This window comes from Nocardia sp. CA-084685 (assembly GCF_050955785.1).
Classification (GTDB): Bacteria; Actinomycetota; Actinomycetes; order Mycobacteriales; family Mycobacteriaceae; genus Nocardia.
Genome location: NZ_CP192094.1, coordinates 9,109,518 through 9,123,015, shown reverse-complemented (window position 1 = coordinate 9,123,015; position 13,498 = coordinate 9,109,518). Strand labels below are relative to the sequence as shown.

Genomic DNA, 13,498 nt, shown 5'->3' with positions numbered 1-13,498 from the left:
GGTGATGGCACAACGAAACCCGTGCACTCGAGACCACGATCATCGATCACACGCGTTCTTGATCTCGGTCGACTCGGCCGGGTTCTGCGCTATTGCACTGCGGGGCTCCGGCGTTCGATGAGGAGGACATCGCGCCAACGGCCGTGGTGGCGGCCGATGCGTTCGCGGGTGCCGATGATGCGGAATCCGGCTTTGGTGTGCAGGGCGAGGCTGGCGGTGTTCTCAGGGAAGATGCCGGATTGGACGGTCCATATCCCGGCCACGTCGGTGGATTCGAGTAGCGCGGTGAGTAGTGCTAAGCCGATACGACGGCCGCGCGCGTCGGGGTGCACGTAGACGGAGTGCTCGATGACTCCGGCATAGGCGCAGCGGTCGGAGACGGGTACTGCGGCGACCCAGCCGAGGACGTGGTCGTGTTCGTCGATGGCGACGAAGCGGTGGTCGCTGAGTCTATTGCTGTCGAAGTATTCCCAGGTGGGGGCGGTGGTTTCGAAGGTGGCGTTGCCCTCGTCGATGCCGAGTTGGTAGATGGTCAGGACTTGGTTGGCGTGCTCGGGGCGCATCGCGGTGAGGCGTATTCCGGTGGTCATGTGGTGAGTGTGACGCCGAGTTCGGTGATCAGATTGCGGACGTGGTGTTCGATCTGGTCGCGGATGCGGCGAACGGTGTCGATGTCTTTGCCTGCGGGATCGTCGAGTTTCCAGTCGCGGTAGGTGACGCCCGGAAAGTAGGGGCACGCGTCGCCGCAGCCCATGGTGATCACCACATCGGAGGTTTCAACGGTGCTGGGGGTGAGGACTTTCGGTGTTCGGTCGGCGATGTCGATACCGACTTCGGCCATGGCGGCGACGGCGACAGGGTTGACCGCGTCGGCCGGTGTGCTCCCGGCGGAGCGGACCTCGATGGCGTCGCCTGCGATATGGTCGAGGAATCCGGCCGCCATTTGGGAGCGTCCGGCGTTGTGCACGCAGACGAACAAGACGCTGGGTTTCGAGGTCATCGCGTCGGTGATCCTTTCAGCGGACGGTATGAAGTCGATGCGTAGGCGACGGTCGGAGTTTCGATCACGATGAACTCGGTTGTACTGCAAGCTGATCGGCGTTCGGCATGGCAGCGTCTTGCGGTGTGGTGATATCGGCGGCGACCTCCGAGACATCGGGGTAGAGCCAGACGATCAAGGCGAGTCCCAGTGCGCCGCCCAGTATCTGAGCGGCGATGTAGCCGGGCACGGAGCCCGGGGCGATTCCCGCGAAGGTGTCGGAGAAGATACGGCCCACGGTGACGGCAGGGTTGGCGAAGCTGGTGGAGCTGGTGAACCAGTACGCCGCCCCGATGAACGCACCTACCGTCGCCGCGGACAACGCGGCGCGGCCGGTGCGGGCAAGAGCGACGATCACCGCGATCAGCCCGGCCGTGGCCACGACCTCCCCGACCAGGTGCCCGCCGGTGATCCGGTCATGGGTGGATATCTGGACGACGGCCAGATCGAACATGCCGTTGGCCAGCATCGATCCCGCGACGGCCCCTGCTGTCTGCGCCAGCGGATATCCAGCGAGTTCGGGGTATCCGATTCCGGTGCCGTTGCGTCGGCCGAGTAGCCAATCCGCTACCGAGACAACAGGATTGAAGTGCGCTCCGGAGATCGGGCCGAACACCAGAATCAGCACACCGAGGCCGAGCACCGTAGCGGTCGAGTTCTCGAGCAACTGCAACCCGGTGTTGCCGGGCGATAGTTGCTGGGCCGCGATGCCGGACCCGACCACCACACAGACCAACAGCGCCGTACCGACGAATTCGGCCACCAACCGCCGTCGCAGCTGACCGCTCACCGCGCCACCGCTGATACGCCGCCATCGAGCAGACGGGAAAGTTGCTGCAACGCAGTGGGCTCGACGCGGTAGTACACCCATGACCCGCGCCGTTCCGATGACAGCAAACCGGCCTCCCGCAACACTCTCAGATGGTGCGAGACGGTGGGCTGACTGATGTCGAACCCGTCCGACAACTCACACACGCACACTTCCTGCCCGCCGTGGCTGGCCACCACCGACATCAGCCGCAATCGCACCGGGTCTGCCAGCGCCTTGAATACCCCCGCCAACGCGGCCGCCTCGTCGGCGCTCAATGGCTGATGGACCATGGGCGTGACCGCACACGACGACGCGGCCACGCCTACCAGCGGCAATTCCGATATAGACACCCATCGATATTGATGAGTATCGAATCCAAGAGCAAGCGAACATCCGGTGAACTCGCTCACCGCGCTGGTCGGTCAGCAGCAGCCGGCCCCGGACGCTTGCGCTTGCTGCTTGGCCGCGCTGCCACAGCACGCGCCATCGGCGGCGGCTTCCTCCGGCGTCCCACAGCACGCTTGCACCGCCTCCGCCTCGGCGTCACTCGATTGCGGTGCGACACCGAAGGTTTCGCTATCGGCGAGCACGGTGTAAACCTCCCACCGCTCGGTATCCGGAGCGGTGACCCACACCTTGTCCTGGGTGGCGAAACAACACGTGGTCGCGATCTGCTCCTCGGTGAACATTCCAGCGTCCGATAGCCGGGCGATCTCGGCATGTACCTGATCGGAGGACTCCACCTCGACACCGAGGTGATTGACGCTGCCGCCCTGGCCGGGGTTCTCGATCAACACCAGCTTCAGCGGCGGCTCGGCGATCGCGAAATTCGCGTATCCCGGCTTGCGCTTGGCCGGTTCGGTGGCGAACAGAGACGAGTAGAACTGCACCGCCCGATCGATGTTGTCGACATTGAGGGCGAGTTGAACACGGGACATGGGATACCTCCAGGAATTCGATATATGTCGAAGAGCTGACGAGGTCGAGTCTGCCGACCTTTTCGACATATGTCAACAGAGTCGGTAGATTCGAAGTATGCCCAAAGCGTTGCCCGTGATCGACATGTCCGCCCCGGTCTGCTGCGCGCCCGTCGCCGCTGCCCCGGTGGACGAGAAGGCCGCCCTCGAGGTCGCCTTGCGACTCAAGGCGATCGCCGATCCGGCCCGCGTCCGGCTGATGTCTCTGCTGCTCACCAGCCCTCTCGGCGAGGAAAACGGCGGCGATCTCGCGACGGCGGTCGGGTTGTCGGAGTCAACCGTCAGCCACCACCTCGCCCAACTTCGCACCGCCGGACTGGTCGAATCCGAGCGCCGAGGTATGAATACCTTCCATCGCGCCCGCCGCGATGCCCTCGCTGCACTGTGTGTTGTTCTCGATCCGAACTGCTGCACCTGACTGCGATACCGCACCGGGCCGCCTGCTGGGAGCCCGCCCTCCTGGCGAAGCAACCGAACCTGACCCGGAGTTTCCCGTGGCCGACATATCGACCGGCCTGGTCCCACGGCTTGCTGATCACCACCTGGTCATTCGACGGGCTGGCCAGATAAGGAAGCCGGAGGTGTCGGCGGATCGCACGAATCGAACTCGGCGCACCGACAATACCGATGTCTGTCCTCTACCTATTCGATCAGGATCACGTTTGTCGTCTGATCGTCAGCGCAGGGCCATGTCCAACCGGCGGGTGCGCTAGAGGTCGTCCGCAGGCCGGCCATTCGCCCGGTCAGAGCGCAGGAGTTCGATGTCGGCCGCATTCAGCTACGAGATCTGCCTTCCACAGATGAGGAGAACCGGTATGGGACGAGTTGTCCCTCGCTCGTTGATCGCCGCGGTGTGCGTGGGATTGGGTGGTATCGGTGTGGCCGGCCTCGCGCCGACCGCCACGGCCGCGCCCTCGATCTACGAACCGAGCATCACCCCGTGCAGTCACCTGTTCACGACCCCCTTCGAACCCGCCCGCCCGGGTACGAGCACCTATTGGAGCCCGTTCGGCACCGCCGACATCGTCTGCTACGACGTCGGTTGGCCGTCGGTGAGCTACTACCAGCGCGATCCGGCAGGACAGTGGCACGCGATGAACCAACTGATCCCGCGCAACTACTTCATCAACATCGTCGGCTACGGCCACTTGCCCGCATAGCGGCGGACACGACGCGGATCAAGGAAGACAGCAATCCGAGCCGAGGTGTGCACTTGCGTCCGGCCGGAGGAGTTCCGTCAACAAAGGCCCTGACGTGGTTTCCACGCCGGGGCCTCTTCGGTTGAATCGCTCATTCACATTGGGGTCGGACCTGTCACCTCACGAGGGCCTGACCCGAGCGGTACCAGGGTGCCGGTAGGGGGCGATGCCGATGTGGGCGTCGGATAGTAGTTCGGCCAGGCCGACTCGCAAGTGTTCGGCGGTCTTGCGCAGACCGATGGCTACTGTCCGCGCGGGGGTGTCCGCGCTGCTTTCTAGTCGGATCGGGGCGATGGCCATCCCGTCGATATCGATGCGACAGATGTATGCCGAATCCTGCGCCGACTGGTCTGGGCAGGGCCTCCCGATCGTGACGAGGACCCGCTTGCCACCCACGGCGAGGGTTCTGGTGGCCAAGACCGAACCGCTCCCGGAAGTCATAGCGCCACACTATGGCGGTCCGATGGATTGCCAGCTATTCGATAGCGTGGCGACACGCCCGGGCAGTGCCTAGCGGTTGGCCTCGTCCACGATCCAGGTGGCTATCTGGGTGCGGGAGGTGAAGCCGAGTTTGCTCAGGATGTGTTCGACGTGGTGCTGTGCGGTGCGTTGGGAGAGCACGAGTTTCGCGGCGATCTGTTTATTGGTGAGTCCTTGTGCGACCAGGTGCGCGACCTCGAGTTCGCGTTTGGTCAATGTCATGCCGGAATCGTGTGGTGCGGTGGCGGGTGGCGGTTCCCCCAGGGCGTAAGACACCGCGGCGCTCAACCCCATGGTCTGGCCGCGCCGGTAGGCGGCATCGAATCGTCGGTCACCGAGTGCGCGGCGTACCTTGCGCTCGCATTCGTCGTGATAGTGGGATAGCTCGTTGAAAAAGGTCGTGACACCGGTGGCGGAGCGCAACAGCGCTTCCGCGGCACCCATCAGAACGGCCGCGCGTTCACCGTTGTCGGCGGTCCAGGCCAATGCCTCGATATCGGGCGCCACGACGATGGGGCTGGGTATGTGTCGGCTGACTCGCAGCGATTCCAGCAGCACTTCTTCCGCGTGCGAACGCTCGCCCCGCTGCCATGCGGACATGCCGATCCCCCACAGCGTGCTCGACCGGAACAGCGATTCGCCGCACGCTTCGGTGATGGAAAGTATCCGCTCGCGATACTCGATCGATCGATGTGAATCCCCCCGGAGCCCGTGTGCCCAACCGAGCATGGTCAACGCGGAGATATACAGATGTCCTCTCGTATTCGATTCGAAGACCGCGAGGGCGGGCTCGACCAGGGATATCGCCCGATCGTGTTCTTGCCGATACAGCGCAAGGGCCGCCTCGGCGAACGCGGCCAGCGCCTTGGTGGCGGGAGCGGAATCCTGTTCGGCCAGTGTGCATGCCTGCTCCACGAAGTCGGCGGCGCGCTCCAGATTCCCCTGTACCGCCGCCATAATCGTGCTCGTCTGTAGTGCTTTGACGCGATCGGGTATCGAGTGTGCTTCGGGGTGGGACAGGGCGCGTTCGAGCCAGCGTCGGCCTTCGCCGTACTGGCCCCGGAAGCTCCAGAACAGGTATAGGGCGGCGGCGGTGCGTAATCCGGCCTCGGCCGACTCCGCATCCCTGTCGGATACACAGAACTCGAGGGCTTCCCGCAGATTGGGTTGTTCACGTTCGATCCGAGCGAGCAAGTCGAGTTGCCGGTCGCTGATCCACCGGGCCTCGGTGTCCACGGCCAATCGCTCGTACCAGTCGCGGTGGCCTCTGCGCAGATCCCGGTATTCGCCGGTCTCCTGCAGCTTCTCCCGCCCGTAGTCGCGCATCGTCTCGAGCATCCGGAAGCGCACGACGCCGTCCAGTTCGTCCCTGATCACAATCGACTTGTCCACCAGGGAGGACAGCACATCGAGCAGCGTCGCGGGGGCGAGGTCGGCACCGCACACCTGCTCGGCGGCGTCGAGTTCGAAGCCGCCCGCGAAGACCGATAACCGGGCCCACATCCGCTGCTCGGACGGTGTGCACAGCTGGTAGCTCCAGTCGATGCACCATCGCAGCGTCTGCTGTCGGGTCGGCGCGGTGCGGCTACCGCGGGTGAGCAGCGCGTACCGGTCGGTGAGCCGCTGCAGGATCTGTTCCGGCGACATCGCGCGCATCCGTGCCGCCGCGAGTTCGATCGCCAGTGGCAATCCTCCAGCCGGGAACAGATTCGGGCCACGGTGATCTTGTTGCCCTCGGAGACTTCGAATCCCGGAACCACGGCCGCGGCGCGATCGGCGAACAGGGTCACCGCGTCGTATTTGGGCAGTCCACGGACCGTCGGCTCATGCTCGGGATCCGGGACGGCCAGCGGCGGCACGCGCACCGTGGCTTCCCCGGCGATATCCAGCGGCTCGCGGCTGGTGACGAGAATCCGCAGATTCGGACAGGCCAGCAATAACGTCTCGACGAGCTCCGCCGAGGCCGCGACCACTTGCTCGCAGTTGTCGAGCACCAGCAGCGTGTCCCGCGAGCTCAGGAAATGGATCAGCACGTCGAGCAATGGCTGATCGGACTGGTCGACCAGGCCGAGGGTGGCCGCCACGATCTCGACCAGCATCGAGGGGGCGTGCACATCGGCCAGCTCGACAATCCAGACGCCATCGACGAAATCGCGTCGAGCGTTCGCCGCCGCGCGCAGCGCCAGCCGGGTCTTGCCGACGCCACCGGTCCCGGCCAATGTCACGAGTCGGCAGGTGGCCAACAGATTCTTCACCTCAGCCGTCTCGGCGCGGCGGTCGATGAAACTAGTCAGCTCCAGCGGCAGCTCGCCGGTGCGGCCGCCCGGCTGGGCCCATACCCGGACCGGTGCGGTGTCCGCGAACCCGGACGCGCTCGAATCAGCCGTGACGGGTGTGATCGCGTCGCGGCGGGTCCGGAGTGGATCATCCATTGTCATCAGCGGCGGGCAATCCACTCGGCATATGCGCGAGCATCGGGCGCCATGCGCTCACCTTTCGACAATGCTCAGCGTATCGCCAACGAAGGTGAACGGATCGTGAGTTGTGGCTACCTCAGTCGCGACCGGCCGGGAGCGCTGCCGGACTCATCTGCCACGCCTGTGCGAGGGCGTCTTTCAATTGGCGCTTGAGCCCGCGCACTTTGACGCTATCGGTCCGTCTCGGGTCCAGCGCCTCTTCCAGCATCTGCAGAAACCGTCGACGGGTCACACCGAAGGTCACCAGCAGCTCCCCGGCCGAGGCCCCGCCGAACGGCGCCCAGCGGATCGCAAAGCTGATCAGGGATTTCGCTGCCGTATCGAGGGCCTTCGCGCCCTCCATCAGCTCGCACTGGCGCAGCGATGTCCGCACCCACCACGCGTCGAAGCGATGCTCGACCTCGCGACGATGCGTCGACCGCACATCGATGGAAGCATTTCCACGCTGTGACGCGGGTCGAACGCCATCCGAATGGGACTCCGCCGGGCAGACAGTGAAGACCGGAAAACGATCCACCCGGGGATGGGGCTCGAATCGCACCCGGACCGGCAGCTCCGAAACCGGCGCGACCTCGCCTTCGATCGTCGCGTACACCCACGGGCCCTCGTCGAGTTCCACAATGGCGATCGTCAACGGCACCTCTTGGGCGTGCGGGCGGCTCCCACTTCGGTGTACGAGCCGCCACGACACGATCGAGCCGAGACCCGACGATGGCGACCATTCGAGATCCCACGACCGACACGACGAACATTCGGCGGTCAGCGGTGCGAATAGCTTGTTACAGGAACCGCAGCGCCGAATCATCATGGTGGTTGCGGTGCCGACGGACTTGCTGGACTCGTAACTGTGCTCGGACATGGATGGAAACCTCGGTGTGTGATAGCCATGAATGCTGTCCTCACCAAGCGTCTCGACCGCGACGGCTGAATACCACGGTGAAATTACCCTGGGTATACCCATTTTTGTGGCGTGGCCCACATCGACCGAACTCGTTTGCCCAGGTCGAGCGCTATTGCACTCGGTGCGAGTGCGCGGTCCATGCGGCTATCTGTGCCCGGGACGAGTAGCCGAGTTTACAGAGGATGTTTTCCAGATGCCGGTCGACGGTGCGCGGTGAAAGCACCAGCCGTGCGGCGATCTGTCGGTTGCTCAAACCCTGAGCGACGAACTCGGCCACTTGCCGCTCACGGGTTGTGAGCTTGCTGTCCTGCTGCTCGTCCGGCTCCTGGGCGGTCTGGCTGGGATCGAGTGCGTAGCGGATCGCCTGGGCGTGGTCCAGCGCCGCACCGCGCGCTGTTTCCGCGCGCTGCTCCGCCTGCCGCAGCGACTGTGTGAGGGTGCGCTCGCAGGCCGAATGCTGGGCGTCCAGCTTTGGTCCGAACACCGTAATCGAGGTGCCGATGCGTCGCCAGACCGATCCGACCGCGCCCATAAGTCGCGCCGCATGACGGTATTCGCCGCGGGCGGCGGCGATCCAAGCCAGCAACTCCATCATCAGCGCCGCGCCCACGTGGTCATTGAATTCGCGCTGGATCTTCAGGGCGGCGCGCGTCGACTCGACCGCCATGTCGTAGTCGCCACGCACGTACTGGTCGTAGCCGAGGGCCCAGAGTGAATAGGATTTGGTCCACCGCTCACCATGCTGGTCGGCCAGTTCGATGCCGCGGCGGACCGTCGCGCCCGCCCTGCGGTCACCGGCGTGTGCCTGTGCCATGGCGAGTTGGAACAGGGTCATACAGACCACGTCGTCATCGTCGGAGTAGTCCGCGACGGTCTGCTCGAAGGCCGCGATGGCCGGTGCGACACGTCCGGGGAACGCCTCCGCCGTGCCGCGCAGACAGCTCACCCAGCCCATCGAGTGGCGGTCGCCTATCGCTGCCGCACCCGCCGCGCATTGGTCGAGCGCCTCGGTCGCCCCTTCGATGTCGCCGAGCAGCAGCCGCACCCATCCCGTCACCCACAGCGCCGAGACCAACTCAGGGCAGATGTCATCGGCGCCGCGCAGCGCTCTATCGGTCCACCGGCGTCCCTCACCGAGGAACCCGTCGGCGCACCAGTGATAGCGCAGTGCGGTGACCAGCGCCAGTGCCTCGCGGGCTGCGGTCGGTGTGCTGGTAGCCCAGTCCAGCGCCGCTTGGAGATTGTCGAACTCGGCGCGCAACTCGGCCAGACCGGCCGCTTGGCCCGGCCCGTTCCAGGCTCCGGCGATCCGCTCGGCGAGCGCGAGGTAATGGTCGCAATGCCGCTTGCACATGGCGTCGGTCTCGTCCCGCTCGGTCAGCCGGTGCCAGCCGTATTCACGGATTGTTTCCAGCATCCGATACCGCTGCGGGCCGTCGGTCGGCACCGGCGCGAGGATCGACTGCGCGACCAGATGATCGATCAGGTCCAGAATGCGTTCACGTGGCAGGTCGGGACCAGCGCAGACGCCCTCGGCCGCGGCGAGGGTGAATCCGCCGCTGAAGACCGACAGCCGCTCCCACAGCAGCTGTTCGGTCGGGCGGCACAGCTCATAGCTCCAGTCGATCAGGGCCCGCAGCGTTCGCTGCCGCGGCACAGCGGCTCGGATAGAGCCGGCCAACAGCATGAACCGGTCCTCGAGTCGGTCCAGTACCGCCGACAGCGACAGCGACCGCAGCCGGGACGCGGCGAGCTCGATGGCGAGCGGAATGCCGTCCAGACGTTCGCAAACCCGCACCAACACATCCGCATCGCGTTCAGTCAGGGTCAAGTCGGGGCGCACTGCTCGAGCGCGCTCTACCAGCATGGTCGGCGCATCGTAGGCGGCGAGGGCTCCGAGTGTCACGGGATCGTACGGGCTCGGCATCGATAGCGTCGGAACCGTGTACACATGTTCGCCCGCTAGGCCGAGCAACTCGCGACTGGTGGTCAGAATCCGCAGTCCGGCACAGGATCGAAGCAGCAGATTGCAGAGCGCGCTGCACGCGTCGATCAGGTGTTCGCAGTTGTCCAGCACTATCAACGCCTGCAGATCGGCCAGGTGCTCGATGAGCTGTTCCTCGATGGACCGGTTCGATACGTCCACAATCGCCAGGCTGGTCAGCACCGTTTGCGCCACCAGATCGTCATCGCCGACGCCGGACAGGTCCACCAGCCATACCCCATCCGGGAACGACCGGCCAGAAGCGGCTGCGACCTCGTTGGCGAGTCTTGTTTTCCCAACTCCGCCCACACCGGTGAGCGTGACCAACCGTGCCGACGCGAGCAGTTCCCGGACCTCGCGGATCTCCCGTTGCCGTCCGACGAAACTTGTCACCGCGAATGGCAGGTTACCGACCACGCGAGTGGGCCTACTTCGCCCCATGAGACCCAATCTAGCCGTGCCGGGGGCCGCGTGATGGTCCGCTTTGCGAAGGTCGTCTCCGAAGCGGTTGCTACCTGATCGACCAGGAGCACGGGCTCCGGTTTGCGTACCGAGCAGGCGCGAACTGCGGATATGGGTGGCGAAGTGGGTGTTTCTACCCATGTCCGTGCGCGGTAGATCTGTGACGCTCAGGAAAGCAGTTGCGAGCAGGAGGTCGACCTTGACATCTCACCGAGTGTGCCCGATCGATCAGGGTCGCCAAAGGCACGAGCTACACCCAAGACAACCGGGGGTCGGCGATGGATAGCGTATGCCGCACCGAAGTCGACGGACTGCGGGTGACGTGGCGGTTGATCCAGAGTCGGCTGATCTCGATCGTCGCCGTGCACGACGCGTACGATGCATCGCCGGTGCTGTCGTTCGGCCCCGTCACTTATCCGGACCTCGCACAAGCACGAGAACTTCATCCGGGACTGGCCCAGCTGTGGGACGCGGTGCGCCGCGACTTCTGGAACACCCTTATTCCGCCACGCCGGAATAGGGGCAGACAGTGGCAATGGTCGTGACGGCTGCTGCGCTGCCCGAAGTCTCGTCACCGATTGTTGAAACAACCAACCAGGCCAGTTTCGGAACTCGGATCGCCCATCCGCTGCTGCGCGGCACGGTCGGGTTCGGGTTGGCGACCCTGGCGCTGCTGGGTGGCAACGGCCGGTTCGAGCAGATGCTCTGGCTCAGCCGCCTCATCGAGCGACCGGCTGCCGCGCTCGTCCCGCCGCACGGCACCCAACGCTGGACCGTTCGCTTGGGAAACTTCCGCGGCGAATGGTTGTGGCACCACGATCTGCCCGCCCCGTGGCAGCGACAAGATTCCGCGCTGCTGTACTTCCACGGCGGCGGGTACATCAGCGGCGGCATGAATACCCATCGGCGCCTCGTCGCGAAAATCGCACACGCCAGCGGGATGCCCGCATTCAATGTCGATTACCGACACTTGCCGGGCGCCCATTTCACCGAGACTCTGGACGACGCCGTCGAGTCCTATGAGTATCTGCTCGAACACGGCTTCCAAGCCGAACGCATCATCGTCTCCGGTGACTCGGCGGGCGGCGGGCTCGCCTTCCGGCTGGTGCTGGCCATCCGGGAACGCGGGTTGCCGATGCCGGGCGGTCTCTCCGCGATCGCACCGTGGGCCGACTTCGATCCGACGACCCGCAATGCCCACCCCAACCGGCACCGCGATTCCTACATCCCCACTCGGATCTTGGAAACAATCGCGCGGTTCGGCCTCGCCCTCGGCGGCGAACTCGATCCGATGTGGTCGCCGGTCAACCACGACTTCACCGGTCTACCGCCGGCGCTGATCCAGGTCGGTTCGACCGAATGTCTGCTGCCCGACGCACAGCTGCTGGCCCAACGCTGCGCCGAAGCGAACGTCCCGGTACAGCTGCAGATCTGGGACCGTGCACCGCACGTCCATCACGTCGCCGCGGATCTGCTCTCCGACGCCCGCGCCGCGATCAACGACCTGGGGCAATTCCACCGCCAGACTGTGGCTTGAGGCGCAGACACGGCCCGGCGATCACGCCCATGTAGCTCGGTCCGGGAATTACGGTGCTGTCATGACCAACCCGGAAGAGGCGAGTCCTCGTCGATCGCGTGTGCGTGTCTGGCTCGCACCAGCGGTTGTGGTGTCGTTGCTCATGGCCCTGCTGGCCACGATGTATCTCGCGTATGTGGTCGATCCGTCGAAGCATCTGCACGGCTTTCCGATCGCGGTGGTCGATCAGGACAGCGGGGATGTGCTCGGTGGCAAGCCGACCAATGTGGGCAAGCAGATCAGCGATGCGCTGGTACAGCAGACCCCGAGCGACAAGATCGATCTGCGGGTACTCGGCATCAACGAGGCGCAGCAGCAGTTGAATTCGGGCAATGTGTACGGGGCGATCGTCATTCCGAGCGATTTCACCAAGCGGCTCGGCATTTTCGCCACCGCCAGCGTGGTGCCCGGCGATGTCACTCAGCCGATCATCACCGTCTATACCAATCCGCGGTCCGGGGCATTCTCGTCGCAGGTTGTGCAGATGATCGCCGGAAACGCACTAACGCAGGCGAATCAGACGGTCGGCAAGCAGCTCACCGAGACCGTGCAGACCCAGCTGCGATCTTCCGGATCGGCGCCGGAACTGGCAGGTCTGACTCGGCTGATGCTGGCCAAGCCGATCGATGTGGTCGTCACCCCGTTCCATCCACTGCCCTCGGGCACGGGCGGCGGTCTGACGGCCTTCTTCTACACGATGATGGTGCTGCTGGCCGGATTCACCGGCGCCATGGTGATCAATGGAATGGTCGATTCCTCGCTCGGCTTCGCACCGACCGAATTCGGTCCCTGGTATGTGCACTATCCGCCGACGCCGATTTCCCGATTGGGAACGCTGCTGCTGAAGTGGGGCGTGATCACCGGTACCGCGCCGGTCGTGGCCGGGATATTCATGGCGGTCGGACGTTGGCTCGGTATGCCGATCGAGCGGCCGCTGCTGTTGTTCCTCTACAGCACCTTCGCGATCATCGCGGTCGGCGTCACGGCGCTGTCGATCGTATCGGCGCTCGGCACTGCCGGCCTGCTGGTCAACCTGATCCTGTTCATCGTGCTCGGGCTGCCGTCCTCCGGCGGCACCATTCCGATCGAGGCGATTCCGAAAACCGTTGCCTGGCTCGCCGATTTCGAACCGATGCATCAGGTGTACCTCGGCATCAGGGCAATCCTGTACTTCAATGCCGAGGGCTCGGCCGGACTGAGCCGCGCGATCTGGATGACGCTGCTCGGCCTGGTCATCGGACTCGTGCTCGGCGGCGTCGTCACTCGTTACTACGATCGGAAAGAGCTGCACCGCGCACCGGCGAAGAGCTGATGGTCAGTACCAGTGGTGCTGCTGCCAGAACGCCCAGGCGCCGTCGGGACTGCCGTAGCGCGCGTTCATGTAGTCGTAGGTCCAGCGGATCTGGGTGAGTGGGTTGAAGCGCCAGTCCACGCCGTGGGTCTGCATTTTTTCGGCGGGCAGTGCCTGGCCGAGGCCGTAGGCGCCGCTTTGCGGATTGATGGCGAAGACGTCCCAACCGCTTTCGTGGGTAACCTGAGTTTGTTCAGGTCAATGGATTTCAGTTGAGTGCACCACGCTGACCAGGCACGAC

General features: G+C 64.8%; 15 protein-coding genes and 1 pseudogene. 5 read left to right on the top strand and 11 right to left on the bottom strand.

Annotation, left to right across the window (positions count from 1 at the left end; genetic code table 11):
• Positions 1-89: 89 nt before the first annotated feature.
• From ACQP2U_RS40275 to ACQP2U_RS40255, 5 genes are all read right to left on the bottom strand, one after another.
• The gene (locus ACQP2U_RS40275) at positions 90-590 is read right to left on the bottom strand and encodes an N-acetyltransferase family protein (protein ID WP_433712397.1); all 501 of its coding nucleotides are present in this window, start codon (positions 588-590) and stop codon (positions 90-92) included.
• Complete coding sequence (locus ACQP2U_RS40270) at positions 587-1,000, bottom strand: arsenate reductase ArsC (protein ID WP_433712396.1); 414 nt, start codon at positions 998-1,000, stop codon at positions 587-589. Before ACQP2U_RS40270 ends, ACQP2U_RS40275 begins: the two co-directional genes overlap by 4 nt.
• A gap of 64 nt (positions 1,001-1,064) precedes the next feature.
• Positions 1,065-1,829: an aquaporin gene (locus tag ACQP2U_RS40265; protein ID WP_433712395.1), complete on the bottom strand. Its 765-nt coding sequence runs from the start codon at positions 1,827-1,829 to the stop codon at positions 1,065-1,067.
• Positions 1,826-2,200 (bottom strand): metalloregulator ArsR/SmtB family transcription factor, encoded by a 375-nt coding sequence (locus ACQP2U_RS40260; RefSeq protein WP_433712394.1) that lies wholly within the window; start codon positions 2,198-2,200, stop codon positions 1,826-1,828. The genes ACQP2U_RS40265 and ACQP2U_RS40260 overlap by 4 nt, the downstream gene beginning before the upstream one ends.
• Positions 2,201-2,272: 72 nt before the next feature.
• Complete coding sequence (locus ACQP2U_RS40255; RefSeq protein WP_433712393.1) at positions 2,273-2,788, bottom strand: ArsI/CadI family heavy metal resistance metalloenzyme; 516 nt, start codon at positions 2,786-2,788, stop codon at positions 2,273-2,275.
• Between the two features lie 97 nt (positions 2,789-2,885).
• Between ACQP2U_RS40255 and ACQP2U_RS40250 the strand changes: the two genes are divergently transcribed.
• Entirely contained in the window at positions 2,886-3,245 is a 360-nt protein-coding gene (locus ACQP2U_RS40250) for an Rv2640c family ArsR-like transcriptional regulator (protein ID WP_397037707.1), read from the top strand.
• Between the two features lie 397 nt (positions 3,246-3,642).
• Positions 3,643-3,987 carry a hypothetical protein gene (locus ACQP2U_RS40245; RefSeq protein ID WP_433712392.1) on the top strand — a complete coding sequence of 115 codons (345 nt, stop codon included), beginning with the start codon at positions 3,643-3,645 and terminating at the stop codon, positions 3,985-3,987.
• 159 nt (positions 3,988-4,146) lie between these two features.
• Here the strand turns inward: ACQP2U_RS40245 and ACQP2U_RS40240 are convergent, their stop codons facing one another.
• The 5 genes from ACQP2U_RS40240 to ACQP2U_RS40220 all read right to left on the bottom strand — a co-directional run bounded on the left by ACQP2U_RS40240 (position 4,147) and on the right by ACQP2U_RS40220 (position 10,261).
• Positions 4,147-4,467 (bottom strand): hypothetical protein, encoded by a 321-nt coding sequence (locus ACQP2U_RS40240; protein ID WP_433712391.1) that lies wholly within the window; start codon positions 4,465-4,467, stop codon positions 4,147-4,149.
• 69 nt (positions 4,468-4,536) lie between these two features.
• Positions 4,537-4,728 carry a response regulator transcription factor gene (locus ACQP2U_RS40235; RefSeq protein ID WP_433716751.1) on the bottom strand — a complete coding sequence of 64 codons (192 nt, stop codon included), beginning with the start codon at positions 4,726-4,728 and terminating at the stop codon, positions 4,537-4,539.
• 1,151 nt (positions 4,729-5,879) lie between these two features.
• The gene (locus ACQP2U_RS40230) at positions 5,880-6,938 is read right to left on the bottom strand and encodes an ATP-binding protein (RefSeq protein WP_433712390.1); all 1,059 of its coding nucleotides are present in this window, start codon (positions 6,936-6,938) and stop codon (positions 5,880-5,882) included.
• Between the two features lie 121 nt (positions 6,939-7,059).
• Positions 7,060-7,842: a Zn-ribbon domain-containing OB-fold protein gene (locus ACQP2U_RS40225; protein WP_433712389.1), complete on the bottom strand. Its 783-nt coding sequence runs from the start codon at positions 7,840-7,842 to the stop codon at positions 7,060-7,062.
• 151 nt (positions 7,843-7,993) lie between these two features.
• Positions 7,994-10,261 (bottom strand): ATP-binding protein, encoded by a 2,268-nt coding sequence (locus ACQP2U_RS40220; protein ID WP_433712388.1) that lies wholly within the window; start codon positions 10,259-10,261, stop codon positions 7,994-7,996.
• Positions 10,262-10,608: 347 nt separating this feature from the next.
• On the opposite strand from ACQP2U_RS40220, the gene ACQP2U_RS40215 reads away from it, so the two are divergent.
• The 3 genes from ACQP2U_RS40215 (at position 10,609) to ACQP2U_RS40205 (ending at position 13,218) form a co-directional block, all read left to right on the top strand.
• Entirely contained in the window at positions 10,609-10,875 is a 267-nt protein-coding gene (locus ACQP2U_RS40215) for a hypothetical protein (protein ID WP_397037717.1), read from the top strand.
• Positions 10,866-11,867: an alpha/beta hydrolase gene (locus ACQP2U_RS40210; protein ID WP_433716750.1), complete on the top strand. Its 1,002-nt coding sequence runs from the start codon at positions 10,866-10,868 to the stop codon at positions 11,865-11,867. The genes ACQP2U_RS40215 and ACQP2U_RS40210 overlap by 10 nt, the downstream gene beginning before the upstream one ends.
• A gap of 61 nt (positions 11,868-11,928) precedes the next feature.
• Positions 11,929-13,218: a YhgE/Pip domain-containing protein gene (locus ACQP2U_RS40205; protein WP_433712385.1), complete on the top strand. Its 1,290-nt coding sequence runs from the start codon at positions 11,929-11,931 to the stop codon at positions 13,216-13,218.
• Positions 13,219-13,221: 3 nt separating this feature from the next.
• On the opposite strand, the pseudogene ACQP2U_RS40200 reads toward ACQP2U_RS40205, so the two are convergent.
• A pseudogene (locus ACQP2U_RS40200) lies at positions 13,222-13,425 on the bottom strand (lytic transglycosylase domain-containing protein); the annotation flags it as partial.
• Between the last annotated feature and the right edge of the window lie 73 nt (positions 13,426-13,498).

Coding starts and splice junctions, on each gene's coding strand:
- ACQP2U_RS40275 (WP_433712397.1), bottom strand. CDS start 590: ATGACCACCGGAATACGCCTCACCGCGATGCGCCCCGAGCACGCCAAC.
- ACQP2U_RS40270 (WP_433712396.1), bottom strand. CDS start 1,000: ATGACCTCGAAACCCAGCGTCTTGTTCGTCTGCGTGCACAACGCCGGA.
- ACQP2U_RS40255 (WP_433712393.1), bottom strand. CDS start 2,788: ATGTCCCGTGTTCAACTCGCCCTCAATGTCGACAACATCGATCGGGCG.
- ACQP2U_RS40250 (WP_397037707.1), top strand. CDS start 2,886: ATGCCCAAAGCGTTGCCCGTGATCGACATGTCCGCCCCGGTCTGCTGC.
- ACQP2U_RS40245 (WP_433712392.1), top strand. CDS start 3,643: ATGGGACGAGTTGTCCCTCGCTCGTTGATCGCCGCGGTGTGCGTGGGA.
- ACQP2U_RS40240 (WP_433712391.1), bottom strand. CDS start 4,467: ATGACTTCCGGGAGCGGTTCGGTCTTGGCCACCAGAACCCTCGCCGTG.
- ACQP2U_RS40235 (WP_433716751.1), bottom strand. CDS start 4,728: ATGACATTGACCAAACGCGAACTCGAGGTCGCGCACCTGGTCGCACAA.
- ACQP2U_RS40230 (WP_433712390.1), bottom strand. CDS start 6,938: ATGGATGATCCACTCCGGACCCGCCGCGACGCGATCACACCCGTCACG.
- ACQP2U_RS40225 (WP_433712389.1), bottom strand. CDS start 7,842: ATGTCCGAGCACAGTTACGAGTCCAGCAAGTCCGTCGGCACCGCAACC.
- ACQP2U_RS40215 (WP_397037717.1), top strand. CDS start 10,609: ATGGATAGCGTATGCCGCACCGAAGTCGACGGACTGCGGGTGACGTGG.
- ACQP2U_RS40210 (WP_433716750.1), top strand. CDS start 10,866: ATGGTCGTGACGGCTGCTGCGCTGCCCGAAGTCTCGTCACCGATTGTT.
- ACQP2U_RS40205 (WP_433712385.1), top strand. CDS start 11,929: ATGACCAACCCGGAAGAGGCGAGTCCTCGTCGATCGCGTGTGCGTGTC.